An 18,159-nucleotide genomic window follows, 5' to 3' on the forward strand; every position below is an offset into this window, starting at 1 on the left:
TTCTTATTGTAGATGGTTATAACATGATTGGAGCTTGGCCGAATCTTAGAAAAATTCGAGAAATTGACTTTGATAAATCACGTGATTATCTAATTACTCAACTTGCTGAGTATAAGGCATACACAGGGATGTATATAATTGTTGTATTTGATGCTCATTTTGTAAATGGAATCGAAAAGGTCGACAAGAATTCAAAGGTCGAAGTGATTTTTACTCGAAAAAACCAGACGGCTGATGAAAAAATTGAAAAACTTGCAATTGAGCTCCGTCATGTTAACCATCATATTTATGTTGCGACATCTGACTTTACTGAGCAATGGCAAATATTTGGACAAGGTGCACTTCGTATACCTGCAATGGAACTTTATCGATCGGTTACTCAAAATAAAAAAATGATAAGTAGTCGAATTAGTGAAATACCTGATCAAAGACTGACGATTAGTAAGACTTTAAATTCGAAACAAACAGAAATTTTAGAAAAATGGCGAAGAGGGGAACGATGACTTATTGTTTCCTTCTTCTTTGTGCTGTATAATTTAATTAAATTGTTTGGTCGGAGGTGCTAATTTTGAACGTTGAACAGGAATTGAAGCTAATGATAGAGTATGGCCCTTTAGAAGATGAGGTAATTCTCGAATATGTTCGAGAGGGAGATCAAGAGGCACTAACATTTTTAATTCAAAAGTACCGAAATTTCGTTAAAGCAAAATCTAGGTCTTATTTCCTAATAGGAGCTGACCGTGAAGACATCATTCAAGAAGGTATGATTGGATTATACAAAGCAATTCGTGATTACAAGGAAGATAAACTTTCGTCCTTCAAGGCGTTTGCAGAATTATGCATTACAAGACAGATTATTACAGCAATTAAAACAGCGACTAGACAAAAGCACATACCATTAAATTCTTATGTTTCATTGGACAAGCCTATTTATGATGAGGAATCTGATCGTACATTACTGGATGTTTTAACAGAAACAAAAAACATGGATCCAGAGGAACTTGTTATCAATCAAGAAGAAAATGTGGACATAGAGCTTAAAATGTCTGAATTATTAAGCGATTTAGAAAGAAAAGTATTATCACTCTATTTAGATGGTCGATCTTACCAAGAAATATCAGAAGAGTTAAACAGACATGTAAAATCGATTGATAATGCTCTCCAACGAGTAAAAAGAAAGCTTGAAAGATATATGGAAATTAGAGAACTATCAGTTTAATTAGATCAAAGAAATCCATTTGTAATTCTTAATATTATATAGGAATACAAGGGTTTAGAAATGAATTTGACAGTTTATATTTCACATGGTACATTCTAAATGGATAATTATAGATGAATTAGGTTGGTGTCACCATGAGAAAAAAAGTTGTCCTGTCGTGCGCTAATTGCAATAATAGAAATTACTCCACGATGAAGAATTCCTCTTCTGTAGAACGTTTGGAGATGAAAAAGTTTTGTAAAACGTGCAATGAGCATACTACACATAAAGAAACAAAATAAATGAAGTAAGATAAATGATAATTGCGAATGTCCTTATTCAGTATATAAGTTAAAGATCATGCACTATTTTTTGGACAAGGCGGACGTTTCGTAAATCTCTAAACTAGTATATATGGGGGTTGCATCTGTGGGTCGTATCGGTAAGTTTTTTCGCGAAGTAAAAAGTGAAATGAAAAAAGTTTCATGGCCTAAACGTAAAGAATTAGTTAATTCAACAGTTACAGTATTAGCTACAGTTTTATTCTTTGTAGTATTCTTCGCTGTAATTGACACAGGACTTTCTAAACTAATTCGACTTATTCTTGAATAAGTTAAAACTAATTGTGCTATAATGAGTGATAATGTTTAAAAAAAAGCCCGGTGACGGGTTTTTTAATTTGCAAAGAAAGTTGACCGGGGAGGGAAGGACAAGTAGTCCTCTAACATGGAAAAAAGATGGTATGTAGTTCATACTTACTCAGGATATGAGAATAAAGTAAAAGCGAATTTAGAAAAACGTGTTGAAACAATGGGAATGCAGGATAAAATTTTCCGTGTAATAGTTCCAGAAGAATCAGAAGTGGAAATGAAGAACGGTAAAGAGAAAGTAACGAAACGTAAAGTGTTTCCGGGTTATGTGTTAGTTGAACTAGTCATGACTGACGATTCTTGGTATGTAGTTCGAAATACACCGGGAGTAACTGGTTTCGTTGGCTCAGCAGGATCTGGTTCAAAACCAACCCCACTTTTAGAAGAAGAAATTACTCATATTCTAAAACATATGGGTCTAGATGAACAAACAATTGATTTTGATTTAGATGTAAATGAAGTTGTTCGATTAAAAGAAGGTCCATTTGCGAATTATACTGGATCAATTAAAGAAATTGACTTCGAAAAGAAAAAAGTGACTGTGTTAGTAGAATTCTTTAATAAAGAAACACCGGTAGAACTGGATTTACACCTTATTGAAAAATTATAATACAAGACCTTGCATTTTTAATTTGAAAATGTTAGACTTTTAAAGGTCAATATGCATCGAAAAGATGATATTAACTTCTGTATAAGAATATGCATGCAAATGCAAAACGATATGAGTGGGAGGGTGTAAAAACCCGTCACCACATCACGGACTTAAGGAGGTGTGTCTCGTGGCTAAAAAAGTAATTAAAATGGTAAAATTGCAAATTCCTGCAGGAAAAGCAAACCCAGCACCACCAGTTGGTCCTGCATTAGGACAAGCAGGTGTTAACATCATGGGATTCTGTAAAGAGTTCAACGCTCGTACAGCTGACCAAGCTGGTCTAATTATTCCTGTTGAAATCACTGTATTCGAAGATCGTTCGTTTACATTTATTACGAAAACTCCTCCTGCTGCTGTACTTCTTAAAGTAGCGGCTGGTATCGAGTCTGGTTCTGGTGAACCAAATCGTAAAAAAGTAGCAACAGTTAAACGCGATAAAGTGCGTGAGATTGCTGAACAAAAAATGCCTGACTTAAATGCTGCTTCTGTTGAAGCTGCAATGCGTATGGTAGAAGGTACTGCACGTAGTATGGGTATCGTTATTGAAGACTAATCCCATCTTCAATAAGGTGTGATTGAGGAGGTTGCGAACATCATTTGATGTGTTTTATCGCAACCTTTATTCGTGGGAGGAAAATCCGTTAAAACCACATTAGGAGGAATAAAACATGGCTAACAAAGGTAAAAAATACCAAGAAGCTATTAAATTAGTAGATCGTACAGCTGTTTACGCAGTAAACGAAGCTGTTGAACTTGTTAAAAAGACTACAACTGTTAACTTCGATGCAACAGTTGAAGTAGCATTCCGTTTAGGAGTAGATCCAAAGAAAGCTGACCAACAAATTCGTGGTGCAGTAGTTCTTCCACACGGTACTGGTAAAGTACAACGTGTATTAGTATTCGCTAAAGGTGAAAAAGCTAAAGAAGCTGAAGCTGCTGGTGCTGATTTCGTAGGCGATGCTGACATGATTAACAAAATCCAACAAGGTTGGTTCGATTTTGATGTAGTAGTAGCAACTCCAGACATGATGGCTGAAGTTGGTAAATTAGGACGTGTATTAGGACCTAAAGGTTTAATGCCAAACCCGAAAACAGGTACAGTTACATTTGACGTAACAAAAGCTGTTAACGAAATCAAAGCTGGTAAAGTTGAATACCGTGTTGATAAAGCAGGTAACATTCACGTACCAATCGGTAAAGTATCTTTCGAAAACGAAAAGTTAGTAGAAAACTTTACAACAATCTTTGAAACAATGGTAAAAGTTAAACCTGCTGCTGCTAAAGGAACATACATGAAGAACGTAGCAATCACTTCAACTATGGGCCCTGGTATCAAAGTAGATCCAGCTAGTTTCTAAGATAAAAAACAAAGTTGACAATTCGACAAGAACTCTCTATAATGGAGATTGTCTTGCTAATTAAATAGACTACCGTAGACAGTAGGTGCTTATGCTTAATATCCTACCGAGGTGTATAACTGATAAATTCGTGCATATACAACCTCCATGTCTTTTTTTGAAAAGTTCGTGGAGGTTTTGCTATGGTTACACTTTTGCGGTATACACACAAAAATCCACAGGAGGTGTAATAAATGAGCGCAGTATTAGAAGCTAAAAAACAAGTTGTATCTGAAGTAGCTGCTAAATTACGTGATAGTAAATCAACAATTGTTGTAGACTACCGTGGTTTAAATGTTGCTGAAGTAACTGAATTACGTAAGCAATTACGTGAAGCTGGCGTTGAGTTCAAAGTTTACAAAAACACTTTAACTCGTCGTGCTGCTGAAGAGGCTGGCTTAGCTGGTTTAAACGAATCATTAACTGGTCCAAACGCTATCGCGTTTAGTACGGAGGATGTAATTGCTCCTGCTAAAGTAATCAACGATTTCGCTAAAAAACACGAAGCTTTAGAAATTAAAGCTGGTGTAATCGAAGGAAACGTTGCTACTGTTGAAGAAGTTAAAGCTCTTGCTGAACTTCCATCTCGCGAAGGTTTACTTTCTATGTTGCTTAGCGTGCTACAAGCACCAATCCGCAACTTCGCTCTTGCAACTAAAGCAGTTGCAGAACAAAAAGAAGAACAAGGCGCTTAATGCCAAGATCGCTTAAAATATATAATTTAAAGGTATAAACAAGGAGGAAATTAACAATGACTAAAGAACAAATCATTGAAGCAGTTAAAAACATGACTGTATTAGAATTAAATGACTTAGTAAAAGCAATCGAAGAAGAGTTCGGCGTAACTGCTGCTGCTCCTGTAGCTATGATGGGTGGCGCTGTAGAAGCTGCTGCTGAGCAAACTGAATTTGATTTAGTATTAGCTAGCCCTGGCGACCAAAAAATCAAAGTAATCAAAGTTGTTCGTGAATTAACTGGTTTAGGATTAAAAGAAGCTAAAGAATTAGTTGACAACACTCCTAAAGCAATTAAAGAAGGAATCAGCAAAGAAGAAGCTGAAGAAATGAAAGCTAAACTTGAAGAAGTTGGCGCTAACGTAGAAGTTAAGTAATTTCTAAAAGTTTTTAGAAAAGCTCGCATTTATGCGAGCTTTTTTTGTACATATGGGGTTACTTTTGGAAAGACTGTTGATAAGTATATATATGGAAGAAGGATTTTTAATGGCAGATCATTATTTTACAAATCAACCGAATAGTAAAACTGATAAAAAGGTATTTTCATTTACTCTGAGAGGGAATGATTTGAAGTTCCAATCTGATTCAGGTGTTTTTTCTAGGAATGAAGTTGATTTTGGATCCCGTGTTTTAATTAACACATTCACATTTCCAGAAGTTGAAGGTAATATTTTAGACGTTGGATGTGGATACGGTCCAATAGGATTATCAATCGCAAAAGATGATTCTAGTCGAACGGTGGAAATGGTTGATGTGAATTTAAGAGCGATAGAATTAGCAAAAGAAAATGCGGATGTAAATAAAATAGATAATGTGAAAATCTATGAAAGTAGTATCTATGAAAATGTTGCTGGTGAATATGCGGCAATTTTAACAAATCCGCCAATTCGTGCCGGGAAAAGTGTTGTTCATGAGATTTTAAAAAGTGCTCATGATAAATTACTCCCTGGTGGAGAGCTTTGGGTAGTTATTAAAAAGAAGCAAGGGGCGCCATCTGCTCTTGATTTATTAAAAGAAACTTTCGACGAGGTTGAGGTAGTAAAAAAAGATAAAGGATATTATATCATAAAAAGTAAAAAAGATTGACTGCAATTTTTGCTTGTGATAGTATTATTAAATGCCAATATATATTTATTTTCAAAAATGATTTTTTGAAAGTGGGTATATTTCTATATTCTTTGGAAATGATAGTAAAATGACTGTCGTTGAGTTTAATAAATGGTTTTCATTTTGAAACCATTTTATTTTTTGTTTAACAAGTAAGGGATGTTTTCTGCTTATTTGTTACTATTTTTTTGTTTTAAATACTCTTATTTAAGGGGTGAATATGTTGACAGGTCAACTAGTTCAATATGGACGACACCGCCAACGCAGAAGTTATGCTCGTATCAGTGAAGTTTTAGAGTTACCTAATTTAATTGAAATTCAAACAGCATCCTACCAATGGTTCTTAGATGAAGGTTTGAGAGAAATGTTCCAAGACATTTCACCAATTGAGGATTTCACAGGTAATCTATCATTAGAATTCATTGATTACAGTTTAGGTGAGCCGAAGTATGTTGTAGAAGAATCGAAAGAGCGTGACGTAAACTACGCTGCTCCACTTCGAGTGAAAGTTCGCCTATTAAATAAGGAAACTGGCGAAGTTAAGGAGCAAGACGTTTTCATGGGGGATTTCCCACTGATGACGGACACAGGCACATTCATTATTAATGGTGCTGAACGTGTAATCGTTTCACAATTAGTACGTTCTCCAAGTGTGTACTATAGTGGAAAGATCGACAAAAATGGTAAAAAAGGTTTTACGGCTACAGTTATTCCGAACCGTGGTGCTTGGTTAGAGTACGAAACGGACGCGAAGGATGTAGTTTATGTACGTATTGACCGTACAAGAAAATTACCTGTAACGGTACTACTACGTTCGCTTGGGTTTGGTACAGACCAAGAGATTCTAGACTTATTAGGCGAAAACGAATACCTACGTAATACTCTTGAAAAAGATAACACAGATAGCACTGAAAAGGCGCTTCTTGAAATCTATGAAAGATTACGTCCAGGTGAACCACCTACAGTAGAAAACGCTAAAAACCTATTAATTACTCGCTTCTTTGATCCGAAGCGTTATGACTTAGCTAGCGTTGGACGCTACAAAATAAATAAAAAATTACACATTAAAAATAGACTATTTAACCAACGTATTGCAGAAACATTAGTGGATCCAGAAACTGGTGAAATTATTGTAGAAAAAGGGACAACTCTTGATCGCCGTACGTTAGATCGTATTATTCCATTCTTAGAAAAGAATATTGGTGAAAAAGTTGCTCACCCTGCTGCTGGCGTATTAGAAGATGAGATTACTTTACAATCTATTAAAATTTACGCTCCTGTAGAAGATGGTGAACAAGTTATTCAAGTTATTGGAAATGCCAATGTAAGCAAAAGTGTGAAAAATATTTCACCTGCGGACATTATCTCTTCAATTTCTTACTTCTTTAACCTGCTACATAACGTAGGTGACACTGACGATATTGACCATTTAGGAAATCGTCGTTTACGTTCAGTTGGTGAATTACTTCAAAACCAATTCCGTATCGGTCTATCTCGTATGGAACGTGTTGTACGTGAACGTATGTCAATTCAAGATACAAACGCAGTTACTCCGCAGGCATTAATTAATATTCGCCCTGTAATTGCTTCAATTAAAGAATTCTTTGGTAGTTCACAGCTATCTCAATTCATGGACCAAACAAATCCTCTTGCTGAATTAACTCATAAGCGAAGACTATCAGCACTTGGACCAGGTGGTTTAACACGTGAACGTGCAGGATTTGAAGTGCGTGACGTTCATTACTCTCACTATGGCCGTATGTGTCCGATTGAAACGCCTGAGGGACCGAACATCGGATTAATTAACTCACTTTCTTCTTATGCAAAAGTAAATCAATTTGGTTTCATTGAAACTCCTTATCGTCGAGTTGACCCTGAAACAGGTCGTCTAACTGATAAAATTGACTATTTAACTGCTGATGAAGAGGATTTATACGTTGTAGCCCAAGCGAATGCTCGTTTAGGTGAAGACGGAAGCTTCTTAGATGAAGATGTAGTAGCTCGTTTCCGTGGAGATAACACAGTTGTTAAACGTGAACGTATTGACTACATGGATGTATCTCCTAAACAAGTAGTATCAGCTGCGACAGCATGTATTCCTTTCTTAGAGAACGATGACTCGAACCGTGCTCTAATGGGAGCGAACATGCAACGTCAAGCAGTACCATTATTAAACCCTGAATCTCCAATCGTAGGTACAGGTATGGAATACGTTTCAGCAAAAGACTCAGGTGCTGCAGTAATTTGTAAACACCCAGGTATCGTTGAACGTGTTGAAGCGAAAGAAGTTTGGGTACGTCGCTACTTAGAAGTAGATGGACAAAAAGTTAAAGGTGACCTTGATAAATATCGTATGTTAAAATTCGTACGTTCTAACCAAGGTACTTGTTATAACCAACGCCCAATCGTAAGTGTTGGTGACCAAGTAGTAAAAGGCGAAATTCTTGCAGATGGACCTTCGATGGAAAAAGGTGAATTAGCACTAGGACGTAACGTATTAGTAGCATTCATGACATGGGATGGTTACAACTACGAGGATGCGATCATTATGAGTCGCCGTCTAGTTAAAGAAGATGTTTACACTTCAGTTCATATTGAAGAATATGAATCAGAAGCTCGTGATACAAAATTAGGACCTGAAGAAATCACTCGTGATATTCCAAACGTTGGTGAAGATGCACTTAAAAATCTTGATGAGCGTGGAATTATCCGAATTGGTGCTGAAGTAAAAGATGGAGATTTATTAGTTGGTAAAGTAACGCCTAAAGGTGTAACTGAATTAACTGCTGAAGAACGTCTTCTACATGCAATCTTCGGTGAAAAAGCTCGTGAAGTTCGTGATACCTCATTACGTGTTCCACATGGTGGAGGCGGAATTATTCTTGATGTGAAAGTATTCACTCGTGAAAACGGTGATGAATTACCACCAGGAGTAAACCAACTTGTTCGTGTTTATATCGTTCAGAAACGTAAAATCTCTGAAGGGGATAAAATGGCTGGACGACATGGTAATAAAGGGGTTATCTCTCGTATTTTACCAGAAGAAGATATGCCATTCTTACCTGATGGAACGCCAGTTGATATCATGTTAAACCCATTAGGTGTACCTTCTCGTATGAACATCGGTCAGGTATTAGAGCTACACTTAGGTATGGCTGCAAGATATCTTGGTATTCATGTTGCTTCTCCAGTATTTGACGGAGCACGTGAGGAAGATGTTTGGGGAACAATTGAAGAAGCTGGTATGGCACGTGATGCAAAAACTGTACTATATGATGGACGTAGTGGTGAGCCTTTCGATAACCGTGTATCTGTAGGTGTCATGTATATGATCAAACTTGCACACATGGTTGACGACAAGTTACATGCTCGTTCAACAGGACCGTACTCACTTGTTACGCAACAACCACTTGGTGGTAAAGCACAATTTGGTGGACAGCGTTTTGGTGAGATGGAGGTTTGGGCACTTGAAGCATACGGTGCTGCTTATACATTACAAGAGATCTTAACAGTTAAATCTGATGACGTTGTTGGCCGTGTGAAAACATATGAAGCAATCGTTAAAGGTGAAAATGTACCAGAACCAGGTGTTCCAGAATCATTCAAAGTATTGATTAAGGAATTACAATCTCTAGGTATGGATGTTAAAATGATGTCTGCTACAGATCAAGAAATTGAAATGCGTGATACTGAAGATGATGATGATCAATCTTCAGAACATTTAGCGATGGATATTGAATACGTAAAAGAATAAGTATTATATAGGGTAAAACCTTAGGACAGAAAGGGAGGTAGGCCCCTTGATAGATGTAAACAATTTCGAGTATATGAAGATCGGACTTGCATCGCCTGACAAAATTCGCTCGTGGTCATACGGGGAAATTAAAAAACCTGAAACAATTAACTACCGTACATTAAAACCTGAAAAAGATGGTCTTTTCTGTGAACGCATTTTCGGTCCTACGAAAGATTGGGAATGTCACTGCGGAAAATATAAACGTGTACGTTATAAAGGTGTAGTTTGTGATCGTTGTGGAGTTGAAGTAACTCGTGCAAAGGTACGTCGTGAGCGTATGGGTCACATCGAATTAGCTGCACCAGTATCACATATTTGGTATTTCAAAGGTATTCCAAGCCGAATGGGACTTGTTTTAGACATGTCCCCTCGTGCTCTGGAAGAAGTAATCTACTTTGCTTCTTACGTAGTAACAGAAGCTGGAGATACTCCTTTAGAAAAGAAACAATTGCTATCTGAGAAAGAGTTCCGTGCTTATCGTGAGCGTTACGGTCAAACTTTCCAAGCATCTATGGGTGCTGAAGCAATTAAAAAATTATTAAGCGATATTAATCTTGAAAAAGATGTTGATTCATTAAAAGAAGAGTTAAAAACTGCTCAAGGTCAACGTCGTACAAGAGCAATTAAACGTTTAGAAGTTTTAGAAGCATTCCGTAACTCTGGTAATGAGCCTTCTTGGATGATCTTAGATGTGCTACCAGTAATCCCACCTGAATTACGACCAATGGTTCAATTAGATGGTGGACGTTTTGCAACTTCAGATTTAAACGATTTATATCGTCGTGTAATTAACCGTAACAACCGTTTAAAACGTTTATTAGACCTTGGTGCACCAAGCATCATCGTACAAAACGAAAAACGTATGCTTCAAGAAGCAGTTGATGCGTTAATCGACAATGGTCGCCGTGGCCGTCCAGTTACTGGACCAGGTAACCGTCCATTGAAATCTCTTTCTCACATGCTTAAAGGTAAGCAAGGACGTTTCCGTCAAAACTTACTTGGTAAACGTGTTGACTACTCTGGCCGTTCGGTTATTGTTGTAGGACCTAACTTACAAATGTATCAATGTGGATTACCAAAAGAAATGGCAATTGAATTATTCAAGCCATTCGTGATGAAAGAATTAGTAGAGCGTGGCTTAGCACATAATATTAAGTCTGCAAAACGTAAAATTGAGCGTTTACACCCTGAGATTTGGGATGTATTAGAATCAGTTATTCGTGAGCATCCCGTGTTACTAAACCGTGCCCCAACTCTACACAGACTTGGTATCCAAGCGTTCGAACCTACATTAGTAGAAGGCCGTGCAATCCGTCTACATCCACTTGTATGTACTGCATACAATGCCGATTTTGATGGTGACCAAATGGCTGTTCACGTACCGTTATCAAGTGAAGCACAAGCAGAAGCTCGTATTTTAATGCTTGCAGCACAAAACATCCTGAACCCGAAAGATGGTAAACCAGTAGTTACACCATCTCAAGATATGGTATTAGGTAACTATTACTTAACTCTTGAGCGTGCAGGCGCTGTCGGTGAAGGTATGGTATTTAAAGATATCAATGAGGCGTTAATTGCATACCAAAATGGCTATGTACATTTACATTCTCGTGTTGCTGTTGCAGCAAATTCATTAAATAACGAAACATTTACTGAAGAACAAAAAAATTCATTATTAATCACAACGGTTGGTAAGTTAATCTTCAATGAAATCTTACCTACGTCGTTCCCGTATATTAATGAACCTACTCAGAGTAACCTTGAGAAGGAAACTCCTCAGATGTATTTTGTAGCTAAAGGTTCGAACATTAAAGAAATTATTGAAAGTAGAGAAGAAATTGCTCCTTTCAAAAAGAAAATACTTGGAAATATCATTGCTGAAGTATTTAAACGTTTCAAAATTACTGAAACGTCAAAAATGCTAGACCGCATGAAGGATCTTGGATTTAGACACTCTACTAAAGCTGGTATTACAGTTGGTGTATCCGATATCATCGTATTACCTGAGAAGCAGTTAATTATTGCTGAAGCTCAAGAAAAAGTAGATAAAGTTCTAAAACAATTCCGCCGTGGTTTAATCACAGAAGATGAGCGTTACGATCGTGTAATTGCAATTTGGAGTGATGCAAAGGATGTTATTCAAGGCAAACTGATGGCTTCCCTAAATAAACGCAACCCAATCTTTATGATGAGTGACTCTGGTGCCCGTGGTAACGCATCAAACTTTACTCAGCTTGCTGGTATGCGTGGTCTGATGGCCAACCCGGCTGGTCGTATTATTGAGTTACCAATCAAATCTTCATTCCGTGAAGGTCTAACGGTACTTGAATACTTCATCTCTACACACGGTGCACGTAAAGGTCTTGCCGATACAGCACTAAAAACAGCCGATTCAGGTTACTTAACTCGTCGTCTAGTTGACGTTGCACAAGATGTAATCGTTCGTCAAGATGATTGTGGTACTGACCGTGGATTACACGTTAAAGCAATTAAAGAAGGTAACGAAATTATTGAGGGATTATACGATCGTTTAGTTGGTCGTCATTTACGTTCAACTATACGTCACCCAGAAACAGGTGTATTACTTGCTCAAGAAAACGATTTAATTACAGAAGACTTAGCTCGTGAAATTATCGATGCTGGTATTGAAGAAGTTAATATCCGTTCTGCGTTCACATGTAATACTAACCATGGAGTATGTAAAAAATGTTATGGCCGTAACTTAGCTACAGGTGCTGAGGTTGAAGTTGGTGAGGCAGTAGGTATTATCGCTGCACAATCAATTGGTGAACCAGGTACACAGTTAACGATGCGTACATTCCATACAGGTGGGGTAGCAGGAGACGATATTACTCAAGGTTTACCTCGTATTCAAGAGCTATTTGAAGCACGTAATCCTAAAGGTCAAGCGGTTATTTCTGAAATTGATGGTATTATTTCAATTTCTACTGACGCTAAAGATAAACAAGAAATTATTGTTCAAGGCTCAGTAGAATCTAGAAACTACCCAGTTCCTTATGGCGCTAGACTAAAAGTTCAAGAAGGTGAATCAATTGAACGTGGTCAAGTAATGACTGAAGGTTCAATCGATCCGAAAGAACTGTTAAAAGTAAAAGGTACAAACGCTGTTCAAGAATACTTATTACGTGAAGTACAAAAAGTATACCGTATGCAAGGGGTAGAAATTGGTGACAAACACGTAGAGGTAATGGTACGTCAAATGCTGAAGAAAGTTCGTGTAATGGATGCAGGTGAGACTACTTTACTACCTGGTACATTATTAGAACTACACCAGTTTACTGAAGCGAATAAAGAAGCTTTATTTGCAGGTAAACAACCAGCTACTGCGCGCCCATTATTACTAGGTATTACAAAAGCGTCATTAGAAACAGACTCATTCCTTTCTGCTGCATCATTCCAAGAAACAACGCGTGTATTAACAGACGCTGCGATTAAAGGAAAACGTGATGAGTTGCTAGGATTAAAAGAGAATGTTATTATAGGTAAGTTGGTTCCAGCTGGTACTGGTATGAACAGATACCGTAAAGTAGATCTTGTTAAAGATTTAACTGAATCAGTTGAAATGAACGAAGAAGTATTAGTTGAAAAATAATCTTAAAATATTTTACAACTTGAGTTGACATCATTTGATGAAAAATGATATTATATTCAAGGTTGCTCCTAGACAATAGCACTGCTAATCTAAGCAGGTTAGATCCGGGGCTAATTTAGGAATATACAGGTTAAAACTGTTTTTGTGAGAAGGAGGGCTTCTTCCTTCTTGCAAAAACTTTGTTTTCAACTTATTATGAACCACCTGGATGTGTGGTCTTATAAATATTTGAAGGGAGGAAAACTCATGCCTACTATTAACCAGTTAGTGCGTAATGGACGTACTTCTAAAGTATGGAAATCAAAATCACCAGCATTAAATAAAGGTTTCAACTCATTAAAGAAAAAATCAACTGATTTATCAGCTCCACAAAAACGTGGTGTTTGTACTCGTGTTGGTACTATGACTCCTAAGAAACCGAACTCAGCATTACGTAAATATGCTCGTGTACGTTTAACTAACCAAATCGAGGTAACTGCTTATATCCCAGGTATCGGACACAACTTACAAGAACACAGTGTTGTTCTTATCCGTGGTGGACGTGTAAAAGATTTACCGGGGGTACGTTACCATATCGTTCGTGGTGCATTAGATACTGCAGGTGTTGACAAGCGTATGCAAGGTCGTTCTAAATATGGAACTAAGAGACCAAAAGCAGCTAAGAAGTAATAAATAACAACTAGCCGAAAGGAGGAAATAACATGCCACGTAAAGGTCCTGTTGCAAAAAGAGATGTATTGCCAGATCCACTTTATAATTCAAAATTAGTTTCTCGTTTAATCAACAAAATGATGATTGACGGAAAAAGAGGAAAGTCTCAAGCTATCTTATACGGAGCATTTGAATTAATCCAAGAACGTTCTGGTAAAGAACCAATGGAAGTATTCGAAGCAGCTCTTAAAAATATCATGCCAGTTCTAGAAGTTAGAGCTCGTCGTGTTGGTGGTTCAAACTACCAAGTACCAGTTGAGGTTCGCCCTGAGCGCCGTACAACTTTAGGTCTTCGCTGGTTAGTTAACTATGCTCGTCTTCGTGGAGAAAAAACGATGGAAGAGCGTTTAGCTAATGAAATTCTTGATGCAGCTAACAACTCAGGTTCTGCAGTTAAGAAACGTGAAGATACACACAAAATGGCAGAAGCGAACAAAGCGTTTGCTCACTACCGTTGGTAAGATTAAAAGCAATATAGTTATTTCTGCACATAATGAATGTTGGTTAAGTCGTTCACCTATTTTTAATTTAGCTTGCTAGATTAAATAGGTGAACGTCGGATTACATAATTTAGGATGACATAATAGTTCCTTGCTTGTAGTGCTTGCTTAACTTAATAACATGAAGTATGTATAGGAATAACTTTTTCTTGTACTAAAAAATCCTAACTAATACTGGAAGGGAGAAAGAACCCTGATGACTAGAGAGTTCTCCTTAAATAACACTCGTAATATCGGGATCATGGCTCATATTGATGCTGGTAAAACAACAACAACAGAGCGTATCCTTTATTACACAGGTCGTATTCACAAAATTGGTGAAACTCATGAAGGAGCTTCACAAATGGACTGGATGGAGCAAGAGCAAGAGCGTGGTATCACTATCACATCTGCTGCTACAACAGCTCAGTGGAATAACCACCGTGTAAATATCATTGATACTCCAGGTCACGTAGACTTCACTGTAGAAGTTGAACGTTCTCTACGTGTACTTGATGGCGCAGTAGCAGTACTTGATGCTCAATCAGGTGTTGAGCCTCAAACTGAAACAGTTTGGCGCCAAGCAACTACTTACGGAGTTCCACGTGTAGTATTCGTTAACAAAATGGATAAAATCGGCGCGGATTTCTTATACTCTGTAGGTACGTTACATGACCGTTTACAAGCTAACGCACACCCAATCCAATTAGCGATGGGTGCTGAAGATAACTTCTGGGGAATCGTTGACCTAGTTGAAATGAAAGCTATTAAGTACAATAATGACTTAGGAACTGACATTGAAACAATTGAAATTCCAGAAGAATATCAAGAACTAGCTGAAGAATACCGTGGTCGTTTAATCGAAGCGGTAGCTGAGCTAGATGAAGAATTAATGATGAAATACCTTGAAGGTGAAGAAATCACACTTGCTGAATTAAAAGCTGCTATTCGTACAGCTACATGTTCAGTACAATTCTACCCAGTAGTATGTGGTTCTGCTTTCAAAAACAAAGGTGTTCAATTAATGCTTGATGCAGTAATTGATTACCTACCATCTCCATTAGATGTACCAGCTATCAAAGGAACTTTACCTGATACTGAAGAAGAGAAAATCGTTCCTTCAAGTGATGAAGAGCCTTTCGCAGCATTAGCATTCAAAATCATGACTGATCCTTATGTTGGTAAATTAACGTTCTTCCGAGTATACTCAGGTACGTTAGAATCTGGTTCATACGTTCAAAACTCTACAAAAGGTAAGCGTGAGCGTGTAGGTCGTATCCTACAAATGCATGCTAACTCTCGTCAAGAGATTTCGAAAGTATACGCTGGAGATATCGCTGCAGCTGTAGGTCTTAAAGATACTACAACTGGTGATACTTTATGTGATGAAAAGAATTTAGTAATTCTTGAGTCTATGGAATTCCCTGATCCAGTTATCTCAATTGCGATTGAGCCAAAATCTAAAGCTGACCAAGATAAAATGGGTCAAGCGTTAGTAAAATTAACTGAAGAAGATCCAACTTTCCGTGCACATACTGACCAAGAAACTGGTCAAGTAATCATCGCTGGTATGGGTGAGCTTCACCTTGATATCATCGTTGACCGTATGCGTCGTGAATTCAAAGTTGAAGCTAACGTTGGTGCTCCTCAAGTAGCATACCGTGAAACTTTCCGTTCTTCTGCACAAGTAGAAGGTAAATTCGTTCGTCAATCAGGTGGACGTGGACAATTCGGACACGTTTGGATTGAATTCTCACCAAACGAAGAAGGAAAAGGCTTCGAATTTGAAAACGCAATCGTTGGTGGTGTTGTTCCTCGTGAATACATCCCAGCTGTAGCTGCAGGTCTTGAAGATTCTCTTAAAAATGGTGTATTAGCTGGTTTCCCACTAATCGACATTAAAGCGAAATTATTCGATGGATCTTACCATGATGTTGACTCAAACGAGATGGCGTTTAAAGTAGCTGCTTCATTAGCTCTTAAAAATGCTGTTAAGAAATGTAACCCAGTTCTACTTGAACCATTAATGAAAGTAGAAGTTGTTATCCCTGAGGAATACTTAGGAGATATCATGGGTGATATTACTTCTCGTCGTGGACGCGTTGAAGGTATGGAAGCTCGCGGTAACGCTCAAGTAGTACGTGCAATGGTTCCTCTTTCTGAAATGTTTGGTTATGCAACTTCATTACGTTCTAACACACAAGGTCGTGGAACGTTCTCAATGGTATTTGACCATTACGAAGATGTACCAAAATCAATTTCTGAAGAGATTATCAAAAAATATAAAGGTGAGTAATTGATTATTTAGTTCTCATCATGTATAACTATTTATGTTAGTTACAAAGGGTGTCTCACCCTTTGTAGCATAATAATAAAACTAAAAATTAATTTTCTTAATTATAAGGAGGATTTTTACAATGGGTAAAGCTAAATTCGAACGTGTAAAACCACACGTTAACATTGGTACAATCGGACACGTTGACCATGGTAAAACTACATTAACTGCTGCTATTACAACTGTATTAGCTAAAGTAGGTGGAGCTGAAGCTCGCGCTTACGATCAAATCGACGGAGCTCCAGAAGAAAGAGAACGTGGAATCACAATCTCTACTGCACACGTTGAGTACGAAACAGAAACTCGTCATTATGCACACGTTGACTGCCCAGGTCACGCTGACTATGTTAAAAACATGATCACTGGTGCTGCTCAAATGGACGGTGGTATCTTAGTAGTATCTGCTGCTGATGGTCCAATGCCTCAAACTCGTGAGCACATTCTTTTATCTCGTCAAGTAGGTGTACCTTACATCGTAGTATTCATGAACAAATGTGACATGGTTGACGATGAAGAATTACTTGAATTAGTTGAAATGGAAATTCGTGATCTATTATCAGAATACGATTTCCCAGGCGATGACATTCCAGTAATCAAAGGTTCTGCGCTTAAAGCTCTTGAAGGAGATGCTGAGTGGGAAGCTAAAATTCATGAATTAATGGCTGAAGTTGATACTTACATCCCAACACCAGCTCGTGAAACTGACAAGCCTTTCTTAATGCCAGTTGAGGACGTATTCTCAATCACTGGTCGTGGAACAGTTGCTACTGGTCGTGTTGAGCGTGGTATCGTTAAAGTTGGTGACGTAGTAGAGATCGTTGGTCTTGTTGAAGAGCCAAAATCAACTACTGTAACAGGTGTTGAAATGTTCCGTAAACTTCTTGATCAAGCAGAAGCTGGAGATAACATCGGTGCACTTCTTCGTGGGGTTGCTCGTGACGATATCCAACGTGGTCAAGTTTTAGCTAAACCAGGTTCAGTTAAACAACACACTAAGTTTAAAGCTGAAGTTTACGTTTTATCTAAAGAAGAAGGTGGACGTCATACTCCATTCTTCGCTAACTACCGTCCACAATTCTATTTCCGTACAACTGATGTAACTGGAATCATCCAATTACCAGAAGGCGTTGAAATGGTTATGCCTGGCGACAACATCGAAATGACTGTTGAGTTAATCAACGCAATCGCTGTTGAAGAAGGAACTAAGTTCTCTATCCGTGAGGGTGGACGTACTGTAGGCGCTGGCGTAGTTGCTACAATCGTTGAATAATTAAACTTAAAAGCTTAGAAGATCTTTTCTTCTAAGCTTTTTTTTATAAGTAAAATGGAAATATTTAAAATATGCATTAAAACTGATTCTTGCTTGATTTTAATAATTGAAGATAATATAATAACTAAGTACTGAAGACGACGAGAACATTATTTATTTAAACTTATAACAAATGCTTGCAATAGCATTATTTTTTATGTATAATAGATGATGTTGG

16 protein-coding genes and 1 other annotated feature are annotated in these 18,159 nt (G+C 37.6%); all 16 genes read left to right on the forward strand.

Translation table 11 applies throughout. The features are described 5' to 3' along the window. The first annotated feature begins 23 nt into the window (after window positions 1-23). The 16 genes from CN946_RS18740 (at window position 24) to tuf (ending at window position 17,942) form a co-directional block, all read left to right on the forward strand. A complete protein-coding gene (locus tag CN946_RS18740) occupies window positions 24-503 on the forward strand; it encodes an NYN domain-containing protein (RefSeq protein WP_483295406.1) in 480 nt (159 codons plus the stop codon). Window positions 504-568: 65 nt separating this feature from the next. Then, complete coding sequence (gene sigH / locus CN946_RS18745; protein ID WP_056467364.1) at window positions 569-1,219, forward strand: RNA polymerase sporulation sigma factor SigH; 651 nt, start codon at window positions 569-571, stop codon at window positions 1,217-1,219. A gap of 134 nt (window positions 1,220-1,353) precedes the next feature. Beyond that, entirely contained in the window at window positions 1,354-1,500 is a 147-nt protein-coding gene (gene rpmG / locus CN946_RS18750) for a 50S ribosomal protein L33 (protein ID WP_082459366.1), read from the forward strand. A 112-nt stretch (window positions 1,501-1,612) separates the two neighbouring features. Next, a complete protein-coding gene (gene secE / locus CN946_RS18755) occupies window positions 1,613-1,810 on the forward strand; it encodes a preprotein translocase subunit SecE (RefSeq protein ID WP_235832964.1) in 198 nt (65 codons plus the stop codon). A gap of 114 nt (window positions 1,811-1,924) precedes the next feature. After that, entirely contained in the window at window positions 1,925-2,458 is a 534-nt protein-coding gene (gene nusG / locus CN946_RS18760; RefSeq protein ID WP_097978206.1) for a transcription termination/antitermination protein NusG, read from the forward strand. 169 nt (window positions 2,459-2,627) lie between these two features. Then, on the forward strand, window positions 2,628-3,053 hold the full coding sequence (rplK, locus tag CN946_RS18765; RefSeq protein WP_056467373.1) for a 50S ribosomal protein L11: 426 nt from the start codon (window positions 2,628-2,630) through the stop codon (window positions 3,051-3,053). Between the two features lie 115 nt (window positions 3,054-3,168). Continuing rightward, entirely contained in the window at window positions 3,169-3,858 is a 690-nt protein-coding gene (rplA, locus tag CN946_RS18770; protein WP_056467376.1) for a 50S ribosomal protein L1, read from the forward strand. A gap of 54 nt (window positions 3,859-3,912) precedes the next feature. Next, window positions 3,913-4,048 (forward strand) — a sequence feature (ribosomal protein L10 leader region). A 43-nt stretch (window positions 4,049-4,091) separates the two neighbouring features. Further along, the gene (gene rplJ, locus CN946_RS18775; RefSeq protein WP_069033603.1) at window positions 4,092-4,592 is read left to right on the forward strand and encodes a 50S ribosomal protein L10; all 501 of its coding nucleotides are present in this window, start codon (window positions 4,092-4,094) and stop codon (window positions 4,590-4,592) included. A gap of 56 nt (window positions 4,593-4,648) precedes the next feature. Beyond that, the gene (gene rplL, locus CN946_RS18780) at window positions 4,649-5,008 is read left to right on the forward strand and encodes a 50S ribosomal protein L7/L12 (protein WP_069033604.1); all 360 of its coding nucleotides are present in this window, start codon (window positions 4,649-4,651) and stop codon (window positions 5,006-5,008) included. 109 nt (window positions 5,009-5,117) lie between these two features. Then, window positions 5,118-5,717: a class I SAM-dependent methyltransferase gene (locus tag CN946_RS18785; RefSeq protein WP_098862509.1), complete on the forward strand. Its 600-nt coding sequence runs from the start codon at window positions 5,118-5,120 to the stop codon at window positions 5,715-5,717. A gap of 244 nt (window positions 5,718-5,961) precedes the next feature. Next, window positions 5,962-9,492, forward strand: a complete 3,531-nt coding sequence (gene rpoB, locus CN946_RS18790; RefSeq protein ID WP_098862510.1) for a DNA-directed RNA polymerase subunit beta — start codon at window positions 5,962-5,964, stop codon at window positions 9,490-9,492. Between the two features lie 46 nt (window positions 9,493-9,538). Further along, complete coding sequence (gene rpoC, locus CN946_RS18795) at window positions 9,539-13,147, forward strand: DNA-directed RNA polymerase subunit beta' (RefSeq protein ID WP_098862511.1); 3,609 nt, start codon at window positions 9,539-9,541, stop codon at window positions 13,145-13,147. 246 nt (window positions 13,148-13,393) lie between these two features. Then, window positions 13,394-13,816: a 30S ribosomal protein S12 gene (rpsL, locus tag CN946_RS18800; protein WP_056467392.1), complete on the forward strand. Its 423-nt coding sequence runs from the start codon at window positions 13,394-13,396 to the stop codon at window positions 13,814-13,816. A 32-nt stretch (window positions 13,817-13,848) separates the two neighbouring features. After that, window positions 13,849-14,319 carry a 30S ribosomal protein S7 gene (gene rpsG, locus CN946_RS18805; RefSeq protein ID WP_056467395.1) on the forward strand — a complete coding sequence of 157 codons (471 nt, stop codon included), beginning with the start codon at window positions 13,849-13,851 and terminating at the stop codon, window positions 14,317-14,319. Between the two features lie 235 nt (window positions 14,320-14,554). After that, a complete protein-coding gene (gene fusA, locus CN946_RS18810) occupies window positions 14,555-16,633 on the forward strand; it encodes an elongation factor G (RefSeq protein WP_098862512.1) in 2,079 nt (692 codons plus the stop codon). 121 nt (window positions 16,634-16,754) lie between these two features. Next, window positions 16,755-17,942, forward strand: a complete 1,188-nt coding sequence (gene tuf / locus CN946_RS18815) for an elongation factor Tu (protein WP_097978201.1) — start codon at window positions 16,755-16,757, stop codon at window positions 17,940-17,942. The last annotated feature ends 217 nt before the right edge of the window (window positions 17,943-18,159 follow it).

The sequence above is a fragment of the Bacillus sp. AFS053548 genome, assembly GCF_002575105.1.
Classification (GTDB): domain Bacteria; phylum Bacillota; class Bacilli; order Bacillales; family Bacillaceae_G; genus Gottfriedia.

Coding starts and splice junctions, on each gene's coding strand:
- rpsL (WP_056467392.1), top strand. CDS start 13,394: ATGCCTACTATTAACCAGTTAGTGCGTAATGGACGTACTTCTAAAGTA.
- nusG (WP_097978206.1), top strand. CDS start 1,925: ATGGAAAAAAGATGGTATGTAGTTCATACTTACTCAGGATATGAGAAT.
- rpsG (WP_056467395.1), top strand. CDS start 13,849: ATGCCACGTAAAGGTCCTGTTGCAAAAAGAGATGTATTGCCAGATCCA.
- rplA (WP_056467376.1), top strand. CDS start 3,169: ATGGCTAACAAAGGTAAAAAATACCAAGAAGCTATTAAATTAGTAGAT.
- CN946_RS18740 (WP_483295406.1), top strand. CDS start 24: ATGATTGGAGCTTGGCCGAATCTTAGAAAAATTCGAGAAATTGACTTT.
- rplJ (WP_069033603.1), top strand. CDS start 4,092: ATGAGCGCAGTATTAGAAGCTAAAAAACAAGTTGTATCTGAAGTAGCT.
- rplL (WP_069033604.1), top strand. CDS start 4,649: ATGACTAAAGAACAAATCATTGAAGCAGTTAAAAACATGACTGTATTA.
- CN946_RS18785 (WP_098862509.1), top strand. CDS start 5,118: ATGGCAGATCATTATTTTACAAATCAACCGAATAGTAAAACTGATAAA.
- rpmG (WP_082459366.1), top strand. CDS start 1,354: ATGAGAAAAAAAGTTGTCCTGTCGTGCGCTAATTGCAATAATAGAAAT.
- tuf (WP_097978201.1), top strand. CDS start 16,755: ATGGGTAAAGCTAAATTCGAACGTGTAAAACCACACGTTAACATTGGT.
- fusA (WP_098862512.1), top strand. CDS start 14,555: ATGACTAGAGAGTTCTCCTTAAATAACACTCGTAATATCGGGATCATG.
- secE (WP_235832964.1), top strand. CDS start 1,613: ATGGGGGTTGCATCTGTGGGTCGTATCGGTAAGTTTTTTCGCGAAGTA.